Source organism: Streptomyces sp. NBC_00239 (genome assembly GCF_036194065.1).
In the GTDB taxonomy this organism is placed as follows: Bacteria; Actinomycetota; Actinomycetes; order Streptomycetales; family Streptomycetaceae; genus Streptomyces.
Window position 1 is genome coordinate 4,659,919 of record NZ_CP108095.1, and the last position, 16,266, is coordinate 4,676,184.

The following is a 16,266-nucleotide window of genomic DNA, read 5'->3' on the forward strand; positions in this document are numbered from 1 at the left end:
CCCAAGGGGAAGGTCAAACGCCGGGACCCTGGACAACCCGCTTCCCGGTACCCGGACCGTGCCCCGGCTACAAGATCGCGACCGGGGCGACCGGGGTGCCGGTGCCGCCCACGAAGGGTTCGGGCATGGCGGAGAGGAAGAAGCTGTAGCGGGAAACTTCTGCACAGGCTGTGGACAAGTTTTCCAGGTTCCAGTTCTGGCCCTGGTGCATGCCCATTTCGACCAGGTCGAGGGCGTGGACCGGCAGCCACAGATTGTCGATCTCCGGCGGGAAGATCTCAAACGTGAGCGTGTCGTTGGCGACGGCGGCCACGTCGCGGGCGTGGAACCACTGCGGCGTGTGGACCGACAGGCCGGGGGACGGGAAGCCGTAGCCGTGCCTGTCGCCCGCCAGGTAGACCTGGATCTGGCCGGTGCGGACCAGCACGATGTCGCCCGCGCGGACGGTCACCCCGCCGAACTCCTCCGCCTCCGCCAGGTCCGCCGGGGTCACCGCGTGACCGCCGGGCAGCCGGTCCACGCCCTTGGCGCGGGCCACGTCCAGCAGGACCCCGCGCGAGACGATCGGGGTGGCCTTGTCGATGCCGCTGTACCGGGCGCGGGCGTGCGGGGTGATGGAGGCGGCCGGGCGGCCGTTGTAGATCTTCCCCGAGTGGGAGGCGTGGGTGAGGGCGTCCCAGTGGGTCGCGGCCTGGAGGCCCATGGTCACGGCGTCGTCGCTGCAGGCCACCGTGCCCGGACCGAAGAGCTCCTGGTTGATCTGCACCATGGTGTGGAGCGGGTTGACCCGGCCGGGGATCATGCCGACCTGCACCCCGTCCTCCTTGAGGGGGAGCGCGAGCGGGACCCGGCGGCCGGTACGGACCTCCGCGGCGGCGGCCCGTACCACCTCGGCGGTGATCAGGTTGAGCGTGCCGATCTCGTCGTCAGCGCCCCAACGGCCCCAGTTGTTCACGCGCTTGGCCATCTCGTGGAACTCCGCCGGCAGTGACATGAGACCTCCTGAGGTCTTGTGCTCTCGGACCCGATGGGCTCTAGAATCTAACGGTCCGTCAGAAACTGCGGGAAGGGGTCGGACGTGGGGAACGTCGGGAACGAGAGGACCGTGGGGACCGCGAGTACCGCGAGGACCGCCGGCGCCGCGGGGAACTTCTTGGCCGGCAAGGTCGTGGCCGTCACCGGCGCGGGGCGGGGCATCGGCCGGGCCGTCGCGCTCGCCGCCGCGGCCGAGGGCGCCAGGGTCGTCGTCAACGACTACGGCGTCTCGATCGAAGGCGGCGAGCCGACGAGCGAGATCGCCGAATCGGTGGTCAAGGAGATCGTCGCGGCGGGCGGCGAGGCCGTCGCCGTCGCGGACGACATCTCCACCATGGCCGGCGGCCAACGCATCGTCGACGCGGCACTGGCCAACTTCGGGCGCATCGACGGAGTCGTGTGCGTCGCCGGGATCCTGCGCGAGCGGATGCTCTTCAACATGTCCGAGGAGGAGTGGGACCCCGTCGTCGCCACCCACCTCAAGGGCACCTTCACCGTCTTCCGGGCCGCCTCGGCCGTGATGCGCAAGCAGGGCGGCGGCACGCTCATCGGCTTCACGAGCGGCAACCACCAGGGCTCCGTCGCCCAGGCCAACTACAGCGCGGCCAAGGGCGGGATCATCTCGCTGGTGCGCAGCGCGGCACTCGGCCTGCACAAGTACGGGGTGACGGCCAACGCCGTCGCGCCGGTCGCGCGGACCCGGATGTCGGCGAACGTGCCCATGGAGCTCAAGGAGATCGGCGAGCCCGAGGACGTGGCCGCGCTCGTCACGTACCTGCTCAGCGACCGGGCCAAGGGCGTCGACGGCGAGCGGATCACCGGGCAGGTCTACACGATCGCCGGCCCCAAGATCGCCGTCTGGGCGCAGCCGCGCGAGCTGCGCGCCGGGTACGCGGAGGGGGCGTGGACGCCCGAGAAGATCGCGGACTTCCTGCCGGGGACCGTCGGGACCGACCCGATGCCGATGCTCGTCCAGCTGGAGGCGATGGCCAAGGCAGCGGCCGCGAAGGAGCGCCCGAACGAACGCCCGAACGAACGTCCAGGCGCGTAGGCGGCGGAGCGGGACGGCCGCCCGGAGCGCGCCGACCCGGCGGGACCGTCAGGACGGCGGCTCGTGGTCAGGAACGTCGGCTCGTGGTGGGGAGTGGGAGGGCGCGTGGACTTCGGGTTTGGGGCGGCGGACGACGAGTTCCGGGCGGTGGCGCGGGAGTGGCTTGAGGAACACCTGACCGGCCCGTACGCGGCGGCCGCGGGCCTCGGAGGGCCCGGCAGCGAACACGAGGGCGTCGCCGAGCGGCGGGCGTGGGAGCGCGAACTGGGGCGGGGCGGCTGGATCGGGCTGGGCTGGCAGGCGCCGGAGGGCGCGTACGGGCAGCGCGCCGGCACGCTCACCCAGCAGGTGGTCTGGGCCGAGGAGTACGCGCGGCTGCGCGCGCCCGGCCGGGTCGGGCACATCGGCGAGAACCTCCTCGCGCCCACCCTCCTCGCGTACGGCACCCAGGAGCAGCGCGACCGCTTCCTGCCGGGCATCGCGCGCGGCGAGGAGCTGTGGTGCCAGGGCTACAGCGAACCGGGCGCGGGCTCGGACCTGGCGGGGATACGGACGGTCGGGGTGCGGGAGGTGGGGAGGGCCGGGTCTGGTTCCGGGTGCCGTTACCGCGTGACCGGGCAGAAGATCTGGACCTCGTTGGCGCGGGACGCCGACTGGTGTTTCGTCCTCGCCCGGACCGAGCCCGGCTCGCGCCGGCACCACGGGCTGTCGTTCCTGCTGGTCCCCATGGACCAGCCCGGCGGCCGGGTCGACGTGCGGCCGATCCGGCAGATGTCGGGGACGAGCGAGTTCAACGAGGTCTTCTTCGACGGGGCGGTGGCGCAGGAGGCCGTCGGCGGGGAGGGCAACGGCTGGGCGGTGGCGATGGGGCTGCTCGCACTGGAGCGGGGCGTGTCCACGCTGGTCCAGCAGATCGGGTTCGCGGCGGAGCTGGAGCGTGTCGTGGAGAGCTTCGTGCGGTCTGCGACTCCGACTCCGACTCCGACCCCGTCTGGGTCCATGTTGCCGTCCGCGTCCCCGTCCCAGTCCCCGTCTGCGCAGGGCGGGGATCCCGTGTTGCGGGCCCGGCTCGTGCGGCAGTGGGCGGAGTTGCAGACCATGCGGTGGAACGCGCTGCGTACGTTGGGCGGGGCCGGCTCGGAGGGGGCGGGCGGGGCCGGTTCTGGTGCGGCTTCCCGTTCCCACGCCGAGGACCCCGGCGCGCCGAGCGTGGCGAAGCTGCTGTGGGGCGGGTGGCACCGGCGGCTCGGGGAACTGGCGGTGGAGGTCCGGGGCGCGGCCGCGGCCGCCGGCGGGCGGGACTGGGCGCCCGGGCTGCCGTACGAGCTCGGGCTCGACGAGGCACAGCGGCTGTTCCTGTTCACCCGGGCCGACACCATCTACGGCGGTTCGGACGAGATCCAGCGCAACATCATCGCCGAGCGGGTGCTCGGCCTCCCTAAGGAGTCGCGGTGAGAGGCGTCGTATTCGACGGCAAGCAGGCCCAGGTGGTCGACGATCTGGAGATCCGCGAGCCGGGACCGGGTGAGGTGCTGGTCGCGATCGCCGCGGCCGGGCTGTGCCACAGCGACCTTTCGGTGATCGACGGGACGATCCCGTTCCCGCCGCCGGTGGTGCTGGGGCACGAGGGTGCCGGTGTGGTGGAGGCCGTGGGGGCGGGTGTGGCGCATGTGGCCCCCGGGGATCACGTGGCGCTGTCCACGCTCGCCAACTGCGGGGCGTGCGGGGAGTGCGACCGGGGGCGGCCGACGATGTGCCGGAAGGCCATCGGGATGCCGGGGCAGCCGTTCTCCCGGGGCGGGAAGCCGCTGTTCCAGTTCGCGTCGAACTCGGCCTTCGCGGAGAAGACCATCGTCAAGGCCGTGCAGGCGGTGAAGATACCCGCGGACATCCCGTTCACGAGCGCCGCGCTGATCGGCTGCGGAGTGCTGACGGGCGTGGGCGCCGTACTGAACCGGGCCAAGGTCGACCGCGGCGAGTCGGTGGTCGTCATCGGGACCGGCGGAATCGGGCTGAACGTCCTCCAGGGCGCGCGGATCGCGGGCGCCACCCGGATCGTGGCCGTGGACGCGAACCCGGCGAAGGAGGGCGTGGCCCGGCAGTTCGGGGCCACGCACTTCGTCGACGCGTCGGCCGTGCCGGACACGGTGGCGGCCGTGAAGGAGATCCTGCCGGGCGGGGCGGACCACGCGTTCGAGTGCGTGGGGAACGTGAAGCTGATCCGGCAGGCGATCGACCTGCTGGACCGGCACGGGCAGGCGGTGCTGCTGGGCGTGCCGGGCTTCACGGAGGAGGCGTCGTTCCTCGTGTCGTCCATGTACCTGGACAAGTCGATCCTCGGCTGCCGGTACGGGTCCTCACGGCCGCAGCGGGACATCGCGCTGTACGCGGAGCTGTACCGGGAGGGGAAGCTGCTCCTGGACGAGCTGGTGACGGAGACCTACCCGGTGGAGGACTTCGCGAAGGCGGCCGACGACGCGCACCAGGGGCGGGTGGCCCGGGGGGTGCTGACGTTCTAGGGGGTGGGGGAGGGGGGCCGCCAGGGAGCCCGAGGGCTTGGCGGGCCCCCTCGCGCCCCCTGGCGGGCCCCTCGGCGGGTGCGGTGGGTGCTGGCTCGGGTCCGAGGCCCTAGGTCTGTTGGAAGCGCCCGAACGTGCCTCGGTGGAAGAGGAGGGGCGCGCCCTCGCCGGCGGCGCCCATGGCCTCTACGCGGCCTACGACGATGAGGTGGTCGCCGCCCGTGTGGACGGCGTGGATGCGGCAGTCGATCCAGGCCGGGACCGCGGCGAGCTGTGGTGAGCCGGTGACCGGGGCCGGGGTGTAGGACACCCCGGCGAACTTGTCGGCCCCGCTCACGGCGAACGAACGGCACAACTCGCCCTGTTCGGCGCCGAGGATGTTGACGCAGAAGACGCCTGCGCGGGCGATCCGCGGCCAGGTGGTCGAGGTGCGGGCGACCATGAAGGTCACCAGGGGCGGGGCGAGGGAGAGCGAGGCGAAGGACTGGCAGGCGAAGCCGGCGGGGCCGGCGGGGCCGGCGGGGTCGGCGGGGCCTGCGGGGCCGGGGTCGGCGGCGTCGGGGTCGGCGTCGGGAGCGGGGGCGGTGATGATGGTGACGCCGCTCGCGAAGTTGCCGAGGACGGCGCGGAATTCGGCCGGTGAGACCGGCGCGCGTTCGTCTTCGCCCACGGCCCGGAGGTCGGGGCGCGGCAGCGCTTCCACGGGCCCCGCGGAGGTCGGGGAGCCGACTGACCTGAGGTATCGGACGACGGTGGCCGCCATCCCTGCGTGTCCCATCACACGGGCATTGAAGCTGACGGAGCGTCAGATTGGAAGGGGGCGGGGTGGGGGCGGGGTTGGTCGTGGGGGCGGGGGCGGGGGTTGTCGGCGGGCGGGGTTGTGAAGGTTCCGGTGGCTGCCCGCCAGTCCAGTGTCCGTCCGGGTCGGGTCGTGGCGTCAAGGGCGCTCCCTTCGGTCGCGTCGCTTCGCGATGACCCTTCGGGCCACCCTTGACACCACGCCCCGCCCCGGAAGGCCCCAGGCCTTGCGACCACCCCCCGGGGGGGAGGAAGCGGCATGGGGACGAGCAGCCGATCGACTCCCTTCCGGATAGGCGCGCGGCATTGCCGCCGGGCCCCGCCCTCCGGGCGAAAGACCCGCCCCAGATCGCTACGCGCTCCACCCGTCTCGGCGACAGCCGGCCCGTCTGTGCCCGGACATAGGCACGCACCGGATCGCGGGCCGACCACCCGTCTCGGCGACAGCCGGCCCGTCCGTGCCTGGACATAGGCACGCGTCGGATGGCTGGTTCGACCACCCGGCTTGGCGGGAGCCGGACCGTCTGAGGCTCAGGCCCCTGACCTGGGGTTTTGTGGAGGGTGGAAGGCTCTGGGCGAGGAGGGTGGGGATCTCGGAAACGAATCGTGTCTCAGCCGCTCACCGGCCCTGATTCGAGGCTCAGCGCCCCCGGAAAAGACGCTTTCGGAGGCGAATCCGTGCCGGAAGACGGTCTCGCCACGATCCCTTGCAGGCAGGCAGGCAGGCAGGCAGGCAGACAGACGAGATAGGCAAGGCAAGCCAGATCAGCAGGATCTGGGCCCCCGCGAACATCATTGGAGTCGCCCAGCCACTGACGGTCCGGCTGCCGCCGGACAAGTGCGACTGTGCAGCGAATTGGTGCGTGCTTATGTCCAGGCGCGGACGGTCCGGCTGCCGCCGAGACGAGTGGTGGGAGTAGCGATCTGATGCGGGTCCTTCGCCCGGAGGGCGGGCCCAGCCGGTACCCCGCGCGCCTATCCACAAGGGAGTCGAAGGGTGGGCCGTCCCCCATGCCGCTTCTTCCCCCGGGGGGTGGTCGCAAGGCCTGGGGCCTTCCGGGGCGGGGCGTGGTGTCAAGGGTGGCCCGAAGGGTCATCGCGCAGCGACGCGACCGAAGGGAGCGCCCTTGACGCCACGACCCGACCCGGACGGACACTGGACTGGCGGGCAGCCACCGGAACCTTCACAACCCCGCCCGCCGACAACCCCCGCCCCCGCCCCCGCCCCCACGACCAACCCCGCCCCCACCGACAGCGAACCCGCGCGGCCCGCACCCGTACCACTGGCCGCACCCGTACCACTGCCCCAGCCGCCGCCCCCGCCGAGTGCAGGGGACCCCCTAAAGGCCGAGGTATTTCGGGGGGCGGCGGTCGCGGAAGGCCGCCAGGCCCTCGGCGGCGTCGGTGGTGGCCATGTTGAGTTCGACGGCGGCGGCCTCGGCGGCGAGGGCGGCGGCGCGGTCGGTGGAGAGGGACGCGTTGACGAGGGCCTTGGTGAGGGCGAGGGCTCGGGTCGGGCCCTGGGCGAGGCGTTCGGCCCAGGCGCGGGCCGTGTCGGTGAGGGCGTCGTCCGGGACGACGCGGTTGACCAGGCCCATGGCGAGGGCGTCCGCCGCCGGCACCGCGTCGCCGAAGAACATCAGTTCCTTGGTTCTGTGGGGGCCGATCAGGCGGGGGAGGAGGTAGGCGCCGCCGCCGTCGGGGATCAGGCCGCGGCGGACGAAGACCTCGATGAACCTCGCGGACTCCGCGGCGAGGACCAGGTCGCAGGCGAGGGCCAGGTGTGCGCCGAGGCCGGCGGCGGTGCCGTTGACCGCGGCGATCACCGGTTTCTCGCAGTCGAGGACCGCGGTGATCAGGCGCTGGGCGCCCTGGCGGATCATGCGGGACACGTCGCCCGTGATGCGGTCGCCGGTGCCGGAGGAGGTCGAGCCGCGCAGGTCGGCGCCGGTGCAGAAGCCTTTGCCGGTGGCGGTCAGGACGACCGCGCGGACGGCGGGGTCGGCGCTCGCCTCGGCGAGCAGTGCGATGACGCGTTCGCGCTGCTCCCAGGTGACCGCGTTCATCGCCTCGGGGCGGTTGAGGGTGATCCACGAGACGGAGTTCGTGGTGTGGTGCCGGACTTCGTCCGGGGTGCTCGGGACGTCCTTCACGGTGCGCTCCGTTCAGCGGCAGATGGCGAGCGCGTCGAGGGCGACCGCGCCCTGGCCGCGGGGGAGGACCATCAGGGGGTTGATGTCGAGTTCGGAGAGGGAGCCGTCGAGTTCCAGGGCCATGCGCTGGATGCGCAGGACGACCTCGACGAGCGCGTCGACGTCGGCGGGCGGGGCGCCCCGTACGCCTTCCAGGAGGGCGTGGCCGCGGAGTTCGGTGAGCATCGCGCGGGCCTGGTTCTCGCCGAAGGGCGGGACGCGGACCGCGGCGTCGTGCAGGACCTCGACGAGGACACCGCCGAGACCGACGGTGACGGTCGGGCCGAACAGCGGGTCCTGGGTGACGCCGACGACCATCTCCACGCCGCGCTCGACCATCTGGCAGACGAGGATGCCGTCGAGGGGGACGTTCTCGAAGCGGGCGATGTCGGTGAGTTCGCGGTACGCGTCGCGGATCTGGCTGGCGGAGGTCAGGCCCACTTTCACCAGGCCGAGTTCCGTCTTGTGGGCGAGCTGCGGGCCGGACGCCTTCATGACCACGGGGTAGCCGATCAGGCCGGCGGCGCGGACCGCGGCGGCGGCGCTGGTGACGAGCTGCTCGCGCGGGACCCGGATGCCGTACGCGCGCAACAGCTGCTTGGCGGCGTGCTCGCTGAGCTGCTGGCCGGGCCGCATCAGGGCCTGCGCCTTGCGGTACGAGGGGGAGGGCGTGCGGGGTGCGTCGTCGAAGGGGGAGCGGTACTGGGTAGTGAAGCGGTGGTGGTCGAGGTACGCGCGGACGGCGGTGATGCAGTTGCCGAAGGTGCGGAACGTCGCGACGCGGGAGGAGCCGAGGAGGGTGGTGCGGTAGGCGTCCTCGGTGCCGACCGGGGAGCCCCACACGACGCAGATCAGCTTGTCGGTGGCCTCGGCGGCGTCCACGAGGTCCTGGGCCAGCTTGTCGCTCATCGGGGGGAACGGGCCGGTGATCGGGCAGATCAGCACGCCGACCGAGGGGTCCGCGAGGATCGCGTCGATGATCTTGCGGCCGCGCCAGTCGCCGACCGGGTGGCCGCCGTTGTCGACCGGGTTGGCGACGTTGAGGTACGGGGGGATCCACTCGTGGAGTTCCTGCTGCTTGGCCTCGGAGAGGGTGGGCAGCACCAGGCCGGCCTCGGTGGCCAGGTCGGAGAAGTGGGCGCCGGTGCCGCCGGATATGGAGTAGACGACCACGCCTTCGGCCTGCGGGGTGCGGGCGCGGGCGAGGAGGGCCGCGGTGTCCTGGAGTTCGTCCAGGCCGTCGACGCGGATCACGCCGAACTGCCGCATGGCGGCGTCGACGACCGTGTCCGCGCCGGTGAGCTTGCCGGTGTGGGAGGCGGCCATCCGGGCGCCGGTCTCGGTGCGGCCCACCTTGACGGCGACGACCGGGACGCCCTTGCGGGCGGCGTGGTCGGCGGCGAGGAGGAAGGACCGGCCGTCCTTGAGGCCCTCGACGTAGCAGGCGATCGCCCCGATCTCCGGCTGGTCGGCGAAGTACGAGATGAAGTCGGAGGTTTCGAGGTCGGCCTCGTTGCCGGTGGGCGCCCAGTGGGAGAGGCGGATGCCGATCTCCTGGAGGGTGTACACGGGCCGCCCCTGATGGCCGGACTGGGTGATCAGGGCGATCGCCGGGCCGTCGAGGTCCTCGCGGAACGCCTCGAAGGCGTTGAGGTTGGTGTTCGGGCCCAGCAGGCGCAGGCCGGAACGCTGCACGGCGGTCGCCAGGCGGGCCTGGGCGGCGGCGCCCTCTTCGCCGGTCTCGGCGAAGCCCGAGGCGAACGCCACCGCGAATTTGATCTTGGTGTCGGCGAGCTGCTCGATCACCGGGAGCGGGTCCGAGACGAGGAGGACGGCGAGGTCCACGTCCTCGGGGAGGTCCGTGACGGAGGCGGCGCAGGGCAGCCCGAAGACGGTCTCCCGGGTGGGGTGCACGGGGTGCAGGCGGGCGCCGACGCGTTCGGCCCAGGCCATCAGCTGGCGCGTGATCCCGGTATTGGGTCTGCCGTCGGCGTCGGAGGCGCCGATGACGGCCACCGACTCGGGCCGGAAGAAGCGGTCCAGGTCGGGCACGTCGGCGTGCAGCGGCCGGCCGCTGACGTCGAGGTCGGTGTCCCGGCCGGCCGAAGGGTCGGCCGTGGAGTGGACCGCCATGCGCGGGTGCTCCCCGCAGGCCTCGACGCGTGCGCGGAAGTCGGTGGTGAGGGTGCCGTGAGTAGATCCAAGCATCGTTCCGCCCGCTCCTGCTCGATGAACTCGGTAAACTGACGCGTAGTCAGATTACTCAACTGACGTTGTGTCAGGAACAGTGCGGACGGAACGAGCTGAGATCGAGCCGGGCCGGAAGCGCGCCGGACCGCCGCCCCCGACCTTCCCTCGGGGGCGGCGGCCCGGCGCCGGTCGGCCGGTCAGAGGCCGAGCGCCTCCGCGGCCAGCGCGGTGCCGCGGACGCGGGCGTCGATCTTGGCGAACGCCACCTCGCGGGAGGTGGACGCGTCGTCGGCGAACGGCGAGAAGCCGCAGTCGTCGCAGGTGCCGAGCCGGTCCACCGGAATGTGCCGGGCCGCGGCCAGTACCCGGTCGCGGACCTCCTCCGGCGTCTCCACGCGGGGGTCGATGGGGTCGGTCACGCCGACGAACACCCGTGCGTTCGCCGGCAGGTGCTGGGCGATGACGGCCAGGACGCGGTCCGGGTCCGCCTCGCTGGCGAGCTGCACGTAGAAGTTGCCGGCCTTCAGCTCGAAGAGCTTCGGGAGAAGCTCGGCGTAGTCCACGTCGGCGCTGTGGGTGGAGTCCTGGTCGCCGCCGGGGCAGGTGTGGACGCCGATCCGGGCCCGCTCGGCCTCGGTGAAGCGGCCCAGCACCTCGTTGTTGAGGGCGATGAACTGGTCGAGCACCCCGCCGCTCGGGTCCAGCTTCAGGGACAGCCGGCCTTCGGTGAAGTCGAGCTGCACGGAGTGCGCGCCCGCGTCGAGGCACTCGCGGATGTCGGCCTCGGCCTCGTCGGCGAGGTCCGCGAGGAACTGCTCGCGGGAGTACCCGGCGATCGGGGTGGCCGGGTAGAGCAGGCTGAGGGCGGACGGCGCGATCACGGCCTGCTTGACCGGCAGGTCCGCCTGCCGCTGGGCGTCGCGCAGGTAGCTCACGGCGCGGGTCGCGTAGCGGAACGGGCCCTCGGTCAGCGCCGGCAGCTGCCGGGTGTGGCCGTCGGCGAAGGGGATGACCGCCCCGTCCGGGCTGAGCCCGGTCAGGCCCGCGAGCGGGTACGTGGCGAAGCTCGGCTTGGCCTGCTCGCCGTCCACCAGGACGGGGCAGCCCAGCTTCGCCAGCTGGGCCAGGGTGTCGGCGGTGGCCTGCGCCTGGAGCGCAGTCAACTCGCCGTCGGAAAGCCGTCCTTCGGCCTGGAGGGCCAGGGCCTGCTGGAGTGAGGCGGGGCGCGGAATGCTGCCGATGGGCTCGGTGGGGATGCTCATGGCCGGACCCTAGGTAAGCGCCGAATCGGCGGGCAAGGCTGCGATGGAGCGACGTCGGCCGGGGTGTGGCGGGTGTGGGGGTGGTGGGGCGTGCGGGGGGACTCCGTCGGTGCAGGTCAGAGGGGGTGGGTGGAGTGCGGAGGGGGCTGCGTGGCGGGTGGGCGTGCGCGGTGTGAACGGCGGGGATCGGCCGGATACTTCGCCAAAATCAGGCGTATCCCTGCGCGGGGGCGGCTGCACCTGCTATAGCCGCCCGAGGCTGGATGCGGCCGTCGGGGTCAGCCGCTGAGGGATTTGGCTATGCGGCGGGCGTCCAGGGCCATTTCGCGGAAGTTGCCGCTGATGGGGTTGGTGAAGCCGGTGAAGTAGAGACCGGGCGCCCCCGGCACGGTGTGGGCTCCGTGGGCCCGCGGGTGCCCGCGTTCGTCGAGTACGCCGAGGTGGCCGAGGAGGCCTTCGAGGGAGCGCCGGTAGCCGGTCGCGGCGAGGACCGCGTCCGGCGTGATGCGGCTGCCGTCGGCGAGTACGACCTCGGCGCCGTCGAAGGACTCGACCGCGGCCACCGGTTCGACCTTGCCGGTACGGACCGCGTCGATCAGGCCGACGTCCTGGACCGGGATCGCGCCCTCCTTGACCCGGCTGTACAGGCCGGTGTCCGGGCGGGGCAGGCCGTGAGCAGAGAGGTCCGGCACGGACAGCCGGGCGACGATCCGGCCGAGCCGGTCCACGAGCGGCACGGGCAGCCGGCGGACCAGGATGCCGGTGCGCTGGGCGGGCCAGCCGGCGGTGGCGCGGCGCACGATGTGCGGGGTGGTGCGGACGGCGAGGCGGACCCGGGCGGCGCCGCCCGCGGCGAGGTCGGCGGCTATCTCGGCGCCGGTGTTGCCCGCGCCGACCACGAGCACGTCGCGGCCCTCGTACGGGCCGGGGTTGCGGTAGCAGCTCGCGTGCCGGAGGTCGCCGGAGTACGTGTCGCGGCCGGGCCAGTCGGGCATCCGGGGGGTGTGGTTGTAGCCGGTGGCGACGATGACGGCGCGGGCGGCGAGCCGTCTTCCGCCGTCCGCGAGCAGCATCCAGCGGGCTCCCTCGACTCCCTCGGAGCCGCCGGGGCTGTCAGGGCTGCCGGCGTCGTCAGGGCTGCCGGAGCCGTCGGCGCCGGCGGCGCGTTCGACGCGGTGGACCTCGACGCCGGTGATGAGTTCGATCTCGTGGTGCTCGGCGTACTTCTCCAGGTAGCGGACCACGTTGTCGCGGGCGACCCAGCGGCCGAAGCGGCGGGGGATCCGGAGGCCGGGCAGGGCGGAGAGCCGGCGGGTGGTGTGCAGGCGCAGCCGGTCGTAGTGGCCGCGCCAGGAGGCGGCGACGTCCGGGGCCTTCTCGACGACGACGGCGCGGACGCCGTGCGCGCGCAGGGCGGCTGCCGCGGCGAGGCCGCCGGGCCCGGCGCCGATCACGTACACGGGAGGCGCGGCGGATCCGTCGGCGTCGCGTATGTGCGGGGTTCCCGTGGTTTCGGCCATGGAGGGTGAGCGTATCGGCACAGAGAGTTGATGGGTCTCGGTCAAGGCGGGATCCGGTTGCGAATCGATCACGAGCGCCCCCGCACCGCCGCCCGGGACACGCCCCGGGCGGCGGTGCGGGGGGTCCGGTCGGCGTCCGACCCCTTGCGCTGCCGCGGCGGATCCGCTGAACTGACGTACCGTCAGATCGTGGCGGTTGGGGTGGGAGGGTGGGTGCCTGATGCAGACCGTCTGGCTCAGTGGGGCCGAGTGGCTCGCCGTGCTCCGGATCGGCCTCGGCCTGTGGTGGCTGGAGAGCTGGCGGCACAAGGACAAGAAGGGCTGGTTCGAGCGCGGGACCGGCATCGCGTGGGCGGCGGACGTGGCCGGCAAGCACCGCTGGCCGTTCGTGAAGTCCGGCTTCGCGAAGATCGTGGAGCCGCGCCCGCGCCTGATGGCGTACGTCGTCGTGTACGCCGAACTCGCCCTGGGTCTCGGCCTGGTAGCCGGGTTCCTGACCCCGGTCGCCCTCGTCGGCGGCCTGCTGCTGAATCTGCTGTACCTGGTGCTGATGATCCACGACTGGGCCGAGCAGGGGCAGAACGCGATGATGGCGCTCATCTCGTTCGTCGCGCTCTTCGCCATGAGCTGGCAGGCCTGGTCCCTCGACCACACGATGGGACTCTTCCTTTGACTTCGGCTTCCGGCGGCCCCGCGGCGCGCTTCGACCTGCCCGAGGCGGACGCCTTCACGCGGACCTATTGGGAGGCCGCCGCCGCCGGGCGGCTGCTGGTGCGGCGCTGCGGCGGCTGCGGGCGGGCGCACCACTACCCGCGCGAGTTCTGCCCGTACTGCTGGAGCGAGGACGTGACCTGGGAGCGGGCGAGCGGCCGGGCGACCCTCTACACGTGGTCGGTGGTCCACCGCAACGACCTGCCGCCCTTCGGCGGGCGGGTGCCGTACGTGGCCGCCGTCGTGGACCTGGCGGAGGGCCCGCGGATGATGACCGAGCTGGTGGACTGCCCGGAGGGCGGGCCGGCGGTCGGGATGGAGCTGGTGGTGGCCTTCCGGACGGAAGGCACCGGGAACGCGGCGAACGCGGCGGACGGGGCGGACGTGGCGGACGGGGACGGCGGGGCCGGTGCGGCGATCGCCGTGCCCGTCTTCCGCCCGGCGTGAATCAGGGCCAGAGCAGCTCCCGCGCCCAGTGCTCGCCGTCGGCCGAGCGGGTGTAGCGCAGGCGGACGTGGCGGCGGGCCGGGTCGCCCTGGAAGAACTCCACCTCGCGCGGGTGCAGCACGTACCGGGTCCAGGTGGCGCTGACGGCGTCCGGTTCGGCGCCGGCCCGCTCCCAGGCGGCGTCGGCGGCCCGCGCGAGCTCCTCGGCGCTGCCCAGCACCTCGCTCTGGTGCCCGGTGAGGGCCGCCGCGAGCGCTCCGCGGGTGCGGGCGGCCAGGTCGGCCCGGCCCTCCTCCGCGGATCCGGCCGATACGGCCCCGCGGATACGGACCTGCCGGCCCACGGCGGGCCAGTAGAAGCCGAGCGCCGCGTCGGGGCGGGCGGCGAGCTGGCGGCCCTTGGCGCTGGTGGCGTGCGAGGCGAAGTGCCAGCCGCGGGCGTCGGCGTCGTGCAGCATCAGCGTCCGCAGGTCGGGTCGGCCGTCGGCGTCGGCGGTCGCGAGCGTCATGGTGTGCGGCTCGGGCTGTCCGGCCCGTACGGCGTCCAGGAACCAGGCGTGGAACAGTGCGACCGGGTCGGCGGTCGCGCTCCCGGGGTCGAAGCCGGGCAGCTCGGCGTCCCACACGCGCTGCGCGTGCAGGGCCTTGACGAAGTCTTCGTGAGTGGCGGTGGCCTCCATGCCGGCCACCCTAGCCCTGCGACCCTGCGACCCTGCGACCCTGCGACCGCGCGACCGCGCGACCCCGCCACCCTGCGACCTCGCCGATGCCCTGGGGCGCACCTCCAGCCTCGCCGACGCCCTGGGGCGCAATTCCCAGCCTCGCCGACGCCCTGAGGGGCAACATCCAGCCTCGCCGGCGTTTGAGGCGCGGGGTTTGGGGCGGAGCCCCAACGAACAACCCGGCTGGCGCCGGGCACCGGGCTCCGCCCGGACCCGCTCCTCAAGCGCCGGAGGGGCTGAAGAGTGCGACGGGGTCGCCGGGCTCCGCCCGGACCCGCTCCTCAAGCGCCGGAGGGGCTGAGGGGTGCGACGGGTTGCCGGGCTCCGCCCGGACCCGCGCCTCAAACGCCGGCGAGGCTGGGAATTGTCCGCCCAGCGGGGTTGGAGCCCGCCCGGCGGGGGCTGGGGGTGCCCGCCCGGCGAGGCTGCGTTGTCCGCCCAGCAGGGTCGGAGGGGTGCACGCCCTGCCGGGCGGGGGTTGTCCGCCCCGCGGGGGAAGCGCTCAGCCCCGCCCGAGGACGATCGTTGCCGAGGAGCAGAACCAGCCGCCCGTGCCCGAGGCGACGGCGACCTCGGGGAGGTGGCCGCCCCGTTTGCGGACCTGGCCGGCCCCCGCCTCGCCGCGCAGTTGACGGACCGCCTCGACGAGGAGGAACAGGCCGCGCATGCCGGGATGGCAGGCGGACAGGCCGCCGCCGTCCGTGTTGACGGGGAGTTCGCCGTCCCGCAGCAGTCGGCCCTTCTCGACGAAGGCACCGCCCTCGCCCTTCGGGCAGAACCCGAGGTCCTCCAGCGTCACCAGCGTCATGTACGTGAAGGCGTCGTAGATCTGGGCGAGGTCCACGTCCGCCGGGGTGAGGCCGGCGCGGGCGAAGGCGAGGCGGCCGGAGACGGCGGCGGGGGAGACCGTGAAGTCGTCCCATTCCGACATCGTGGTGTGCGAGACGGCGGTGCCGGAGCCCAGGATCCAGACCGGTTCCTTCGCGGTGTCCGGCACGTACTCCTCGGCGGCGAGCAGCACCGCGCAGCCGCCGTCCGAGCGGATGCAGCAGTGCAGCTTGGTGAAGGGGTCCGCGATCATGTCGCCGCCGAGGATCTCGTCCACCGTGATGGGCGTGCGGAACATCGCGTCCGGGTTGGTGGCGGCGTTCGCGCGGGCCTGTACGGCCACGGCGGCGAGCTGCTCCAGGGTGGTGCCGTACTCGTGCATGTGCCGGCGGGCCGCCATCGCGTACTTCGAGACGAGCGTGTGGCCGTACGGCACCTCGAACTGGAGGGGGCCGCGCGCGCCGAAGGAGAGGTTGGAGGTGCGGCGCCGGGCCTTGATGTCGGCGCGGGCCGTGGAGCCGTAGACCAGCAGGACGGCGTTGGCGTGGCCGGCGGCTATCGCGTCCGCGGCGTGGGCGGCCATGACCTCCCAGGTGGCGCCGCCGACCGCGGTCGAGTCCACCCAGGTGGGGCGCAGGCCCAGGTATTCGGCGACCTCCACCGGCGCGAGGGTGCCCAGGCCCGCGGAGGCGAGGCCGTCGACGACCGAGCGGTCCAGGCCGGAGTCGGCGAGGGCGCGGCGGGCGGCCTGGGCGTGCAGGGCGTACGGGGTGGCCTCGTCGACCCGTCCGCAGTCGGAGAGGGCGACGCCGACGACGGCGACCCTGCGCCGGCCGCCGGAGGTGTGGGTGGAGGGGGCAGCTGAAGGCATGAATCTGACGGTACATCAGATTGCCGTACCCGTACACGGAGCGTGGGGCGGGGGCGGGCGGGCCGGTCGAGGGGCGCATCGGGCCCGCCCCGGCTCTGTGCATCTGCTTCGGGGCGGCCTA

The 16,266-nt window shown here is 73.3% G+C and carries 13 protein-coding genes; 5 read left to right on the forward strand and 8 right to left on the reverse strand.

Translation table 11 applies throughout. From position 1 onward, the window contains the following. Positions 1-67: 67 nt before the first annotated feature. Entirely contained in the window at positions 68-994 is a 927-nt protein-coding gene (locus OG764_RS20630; RefSeq protein ID WP_328969889.1) for a cyclase family protein, read from the reverse strand. A 111-nt stretch (positions 995-1,105) separates the two neighbouring features. On the opposite strand from OG764_RS20630, the gene OG764_RS20635 reads away from it, so the two are divergent. The 3 genes from OG764_RS20635 to OG764_RS20645 all read left to right on the forward strand — a co-directional run bounded on the left by OG764_RS20635 (position 1,106) and on the right by OG764_RS20645 (position 4,605). Further along, positions 1,106-2,086: an SDR family oxidoreductase gene (locus OG764_RS20635; protein ID WP_328969890.1), complete on the forward strand. Its 981-nt coding sequence runs from the start codon at positions 1,106-1,108 to the stop codon at positions 2,084-2,086. Between the two features lie 105 nt (positions 2,087-2,191). After that, a complete protein-coding gene (locus OG764_RS20640) occupies positions 2,192-3,541 on the forward strand; it encodes an acyl-CoA dehydrogenase family protein (RefSeq protein ID WP_328969891.1) in 1,350 nt (449 codons plus the stop codon). After that, positions 3,538-4,605 (forward strand): Zn-dependent alcohol dehydrogenase, encoded by a 1,068-nt coding sequence (locus OG764_RS20645; RefSeq protein ID WP_328969892.1) that lies wholly within the window; start codon positions 3,538-3,540, stop codon positions 4,603-4,605. Before OG764_RS20640 ends, OG764_RS20645 begins: the two co-directional genes overlap by 4 nt. 109 nt (positions 4,606-4,714) lie before the next feature. Here OG764_RS20645 and OG764_RS20650 read toward each other — a convergent pair whose 3' ends face one another. The 5 genes from OG764_RS20650 to OG764_RS20670 all read right to left on the reverse strand — a co-directional run bounded on the left by OG764_RS20650 (position 4,715) and on the right by OG764_RS20670 (position 12,567). Further along, positions 4,715-5,368 (reverse strand): flavin reductase family protein, encoded by a 654-nt coding sequence (locus OG764_RS20650; RefSeq protein ID WP_328973094.1) that lies wholly within the window; start codon positions 5,366-5,368, stop codon positions 4,715-4,717. 1,375 nt (positions 5,369-6,743) lie between these two features. Beyond that, a complete protein-coding gene (locus OG764_RS20655) occupies positions 6,744-7,556 on the reverse strand; it encodes an enoyl-CoA hydratase/isomerase family protein (protein WP_328969893.1) in 813 nt (270 codons plus the stop codon). 12 nt (positions 7,557-7,568) lie between these two features. Next, positions 7,569-9,803 carry an acetate--CoA ligase family protein gene (locus OG764_RS20660; RefSeq protein WP_328969894.1) on the reverse strand — a complete coding sequence of 745 codons (2,235 nt, stop codon included), beginning with the start codon at positions 9,801-9,803 and terminating at the stop codon, positions 7,569-7,571. Positions 9,804-9,982: 179 nt separating this feature from the next. Further along, complete coding sequence (locus OG764_RS20665; RefSeq protein ID WP_328969895.1) at positions 9,983-11,047, reverse strand: cobalamin-independent methionine synthase II family protein; 1,065 nt, start codon at positions 11,045-11,047, stop codon at positions 9,983-9,985. A gap of 278 nt (positions 11,048-11,325) precedes the next feature. Next, positions 11,326-12,567 (reverse strand): flavin-containing monooxygenase, encoded by a 1,242-nt coding sequence (locus OG764_RS20670; protein ID WP_328969896.1) that lies wholly within the window; start codon positions 12,565-12,567, stop codon positions 11,326-11,328. Positions 12,568-12,787: 220 nt separating this feature from the next. Between OG764_RS20670 and OG764_RS20675 the strand changes: the two genes are divergently transcribed. Both OG764_RS20675 and OG764_RS20680 read left to right on the forward strand, forming a co-directional pair. After that, positions 12,788-13,240 carry a DoxX family protein gene (locus tag OG764_RS20675; RefSeq protein WP_328969897.1) on the forward strand — a complete coding sequence of 151 codons (453 nt, stop codon included), beginning with the start codon at positions 12,788-12,790 and terminating at the stop codon, positions 13,238-13,240. Beyond that, positions 13,237-13,725: a Zn-ribbon domain-containing OB-fold protein gene (locus OG764_RS20680; RefSeq protein WP_328969898.1), complete on the forward strand. Its 489-nt coding sequence runs from the start codon at positions 13,237-13,239 to the stop codon at positions 13,723-13,725. The genes OG764_RS20675 and OG764_RS20680 overlap by 4 nt, the downstream gene beginning before the upstream one ends. 1 nt (position 13,726) lies before the next feature. Here the strand turns inward: OG764_RS20680 and OG764_RS20685 are convergent, their stop codons facing one another. Continuing rightward, positions 13,727-14,404: a pyridoxine/pyridoxamine 5'-phosphate oxidase gene (locus tag OG764_RS20685; protein ID WP_328969899.1), complete on the reverse strand. Its 678-nt coding sequence runs from the start codon at positions 14,402-14,404 to the stop codon at positions 13,727-13,729. A gap of 544 nt (positions 14,405-14,948) precedes the next feature. Beyond that, positions 14,949-16,145 carry a thiolase C-terminal domain-containing protein gene (locus OG764_RS20690; RefSeq protein ID WP_328969900.1) on the reverse strand — a complete coding sequence of 399 codons (1,197 nt, stop codon included), beginning with the start codon at positions 16,143-16,145 and terminating at the stop codon, positions 14,949-14,951. Between the last annotated feature and the right edge of the window lie 121 nt (positions 16,146-16,266).

Bases quoted from the DNA above. Each gene is read 5' to 3' on its own strand.
- OG764_RS20630 (WP_328969889.1), bottom strand. From the start codon at position 994: ATGTCACTGCCGGCGGAGTTCCACGAGATGGCCAAGCGCGTGAACAAC.
- OG764_RS20650 (WP_328973094.1), bottom strand. From the start codon at position 5,368: ATGGCGGCCACCGTCGTCCGATACCTCAGGTCAGTCGGCTCCCCGACC.
- OG764_RS20660 (WP_328969894.1), bottom strand. From the start codon at position 9,803: ATGCTTGGATCTACTCACGGCACCCTCACCACCGACTTCCGCGCACGC.
- OG764_RS20665 (WP_328969895.1), bottom strand. From the start codon at position 11,047: ATGAGCATCCCCACCGAGCCCATCGGCAGCATTCCGCGCCCCGCCTCA.
- OG764_RS20670 (WP_328969896.1), bottom strand. From the start codon at position 12,567: ATGGCCGAAACCACGGGAACCCCGCACATACGCGACGCCGACGGATCC.
- OG764_RS20675 (WP_328969897.1), top strand. From the start codon at position 12,788: ATGCAGACCGTCTGGCTCAGTGGGGCCGAGTGGCTCGCCGTGCTCCGG.
- OG764_RS20685 (WP_328969899.1), bottom strand. From the start codon at position 14,404: ATGGAGGCCACCGCCACTCACGAAGACTTCGTCAAGGCCCTGCACGCG.
- OG764_RS20690 (WP_328969900.1), bottom strand. From the start codon at position 16,145: ATGCCTTCAGCTGCCCCCTCCACCCACACCTCCGGCGGCCGGCGCAGG.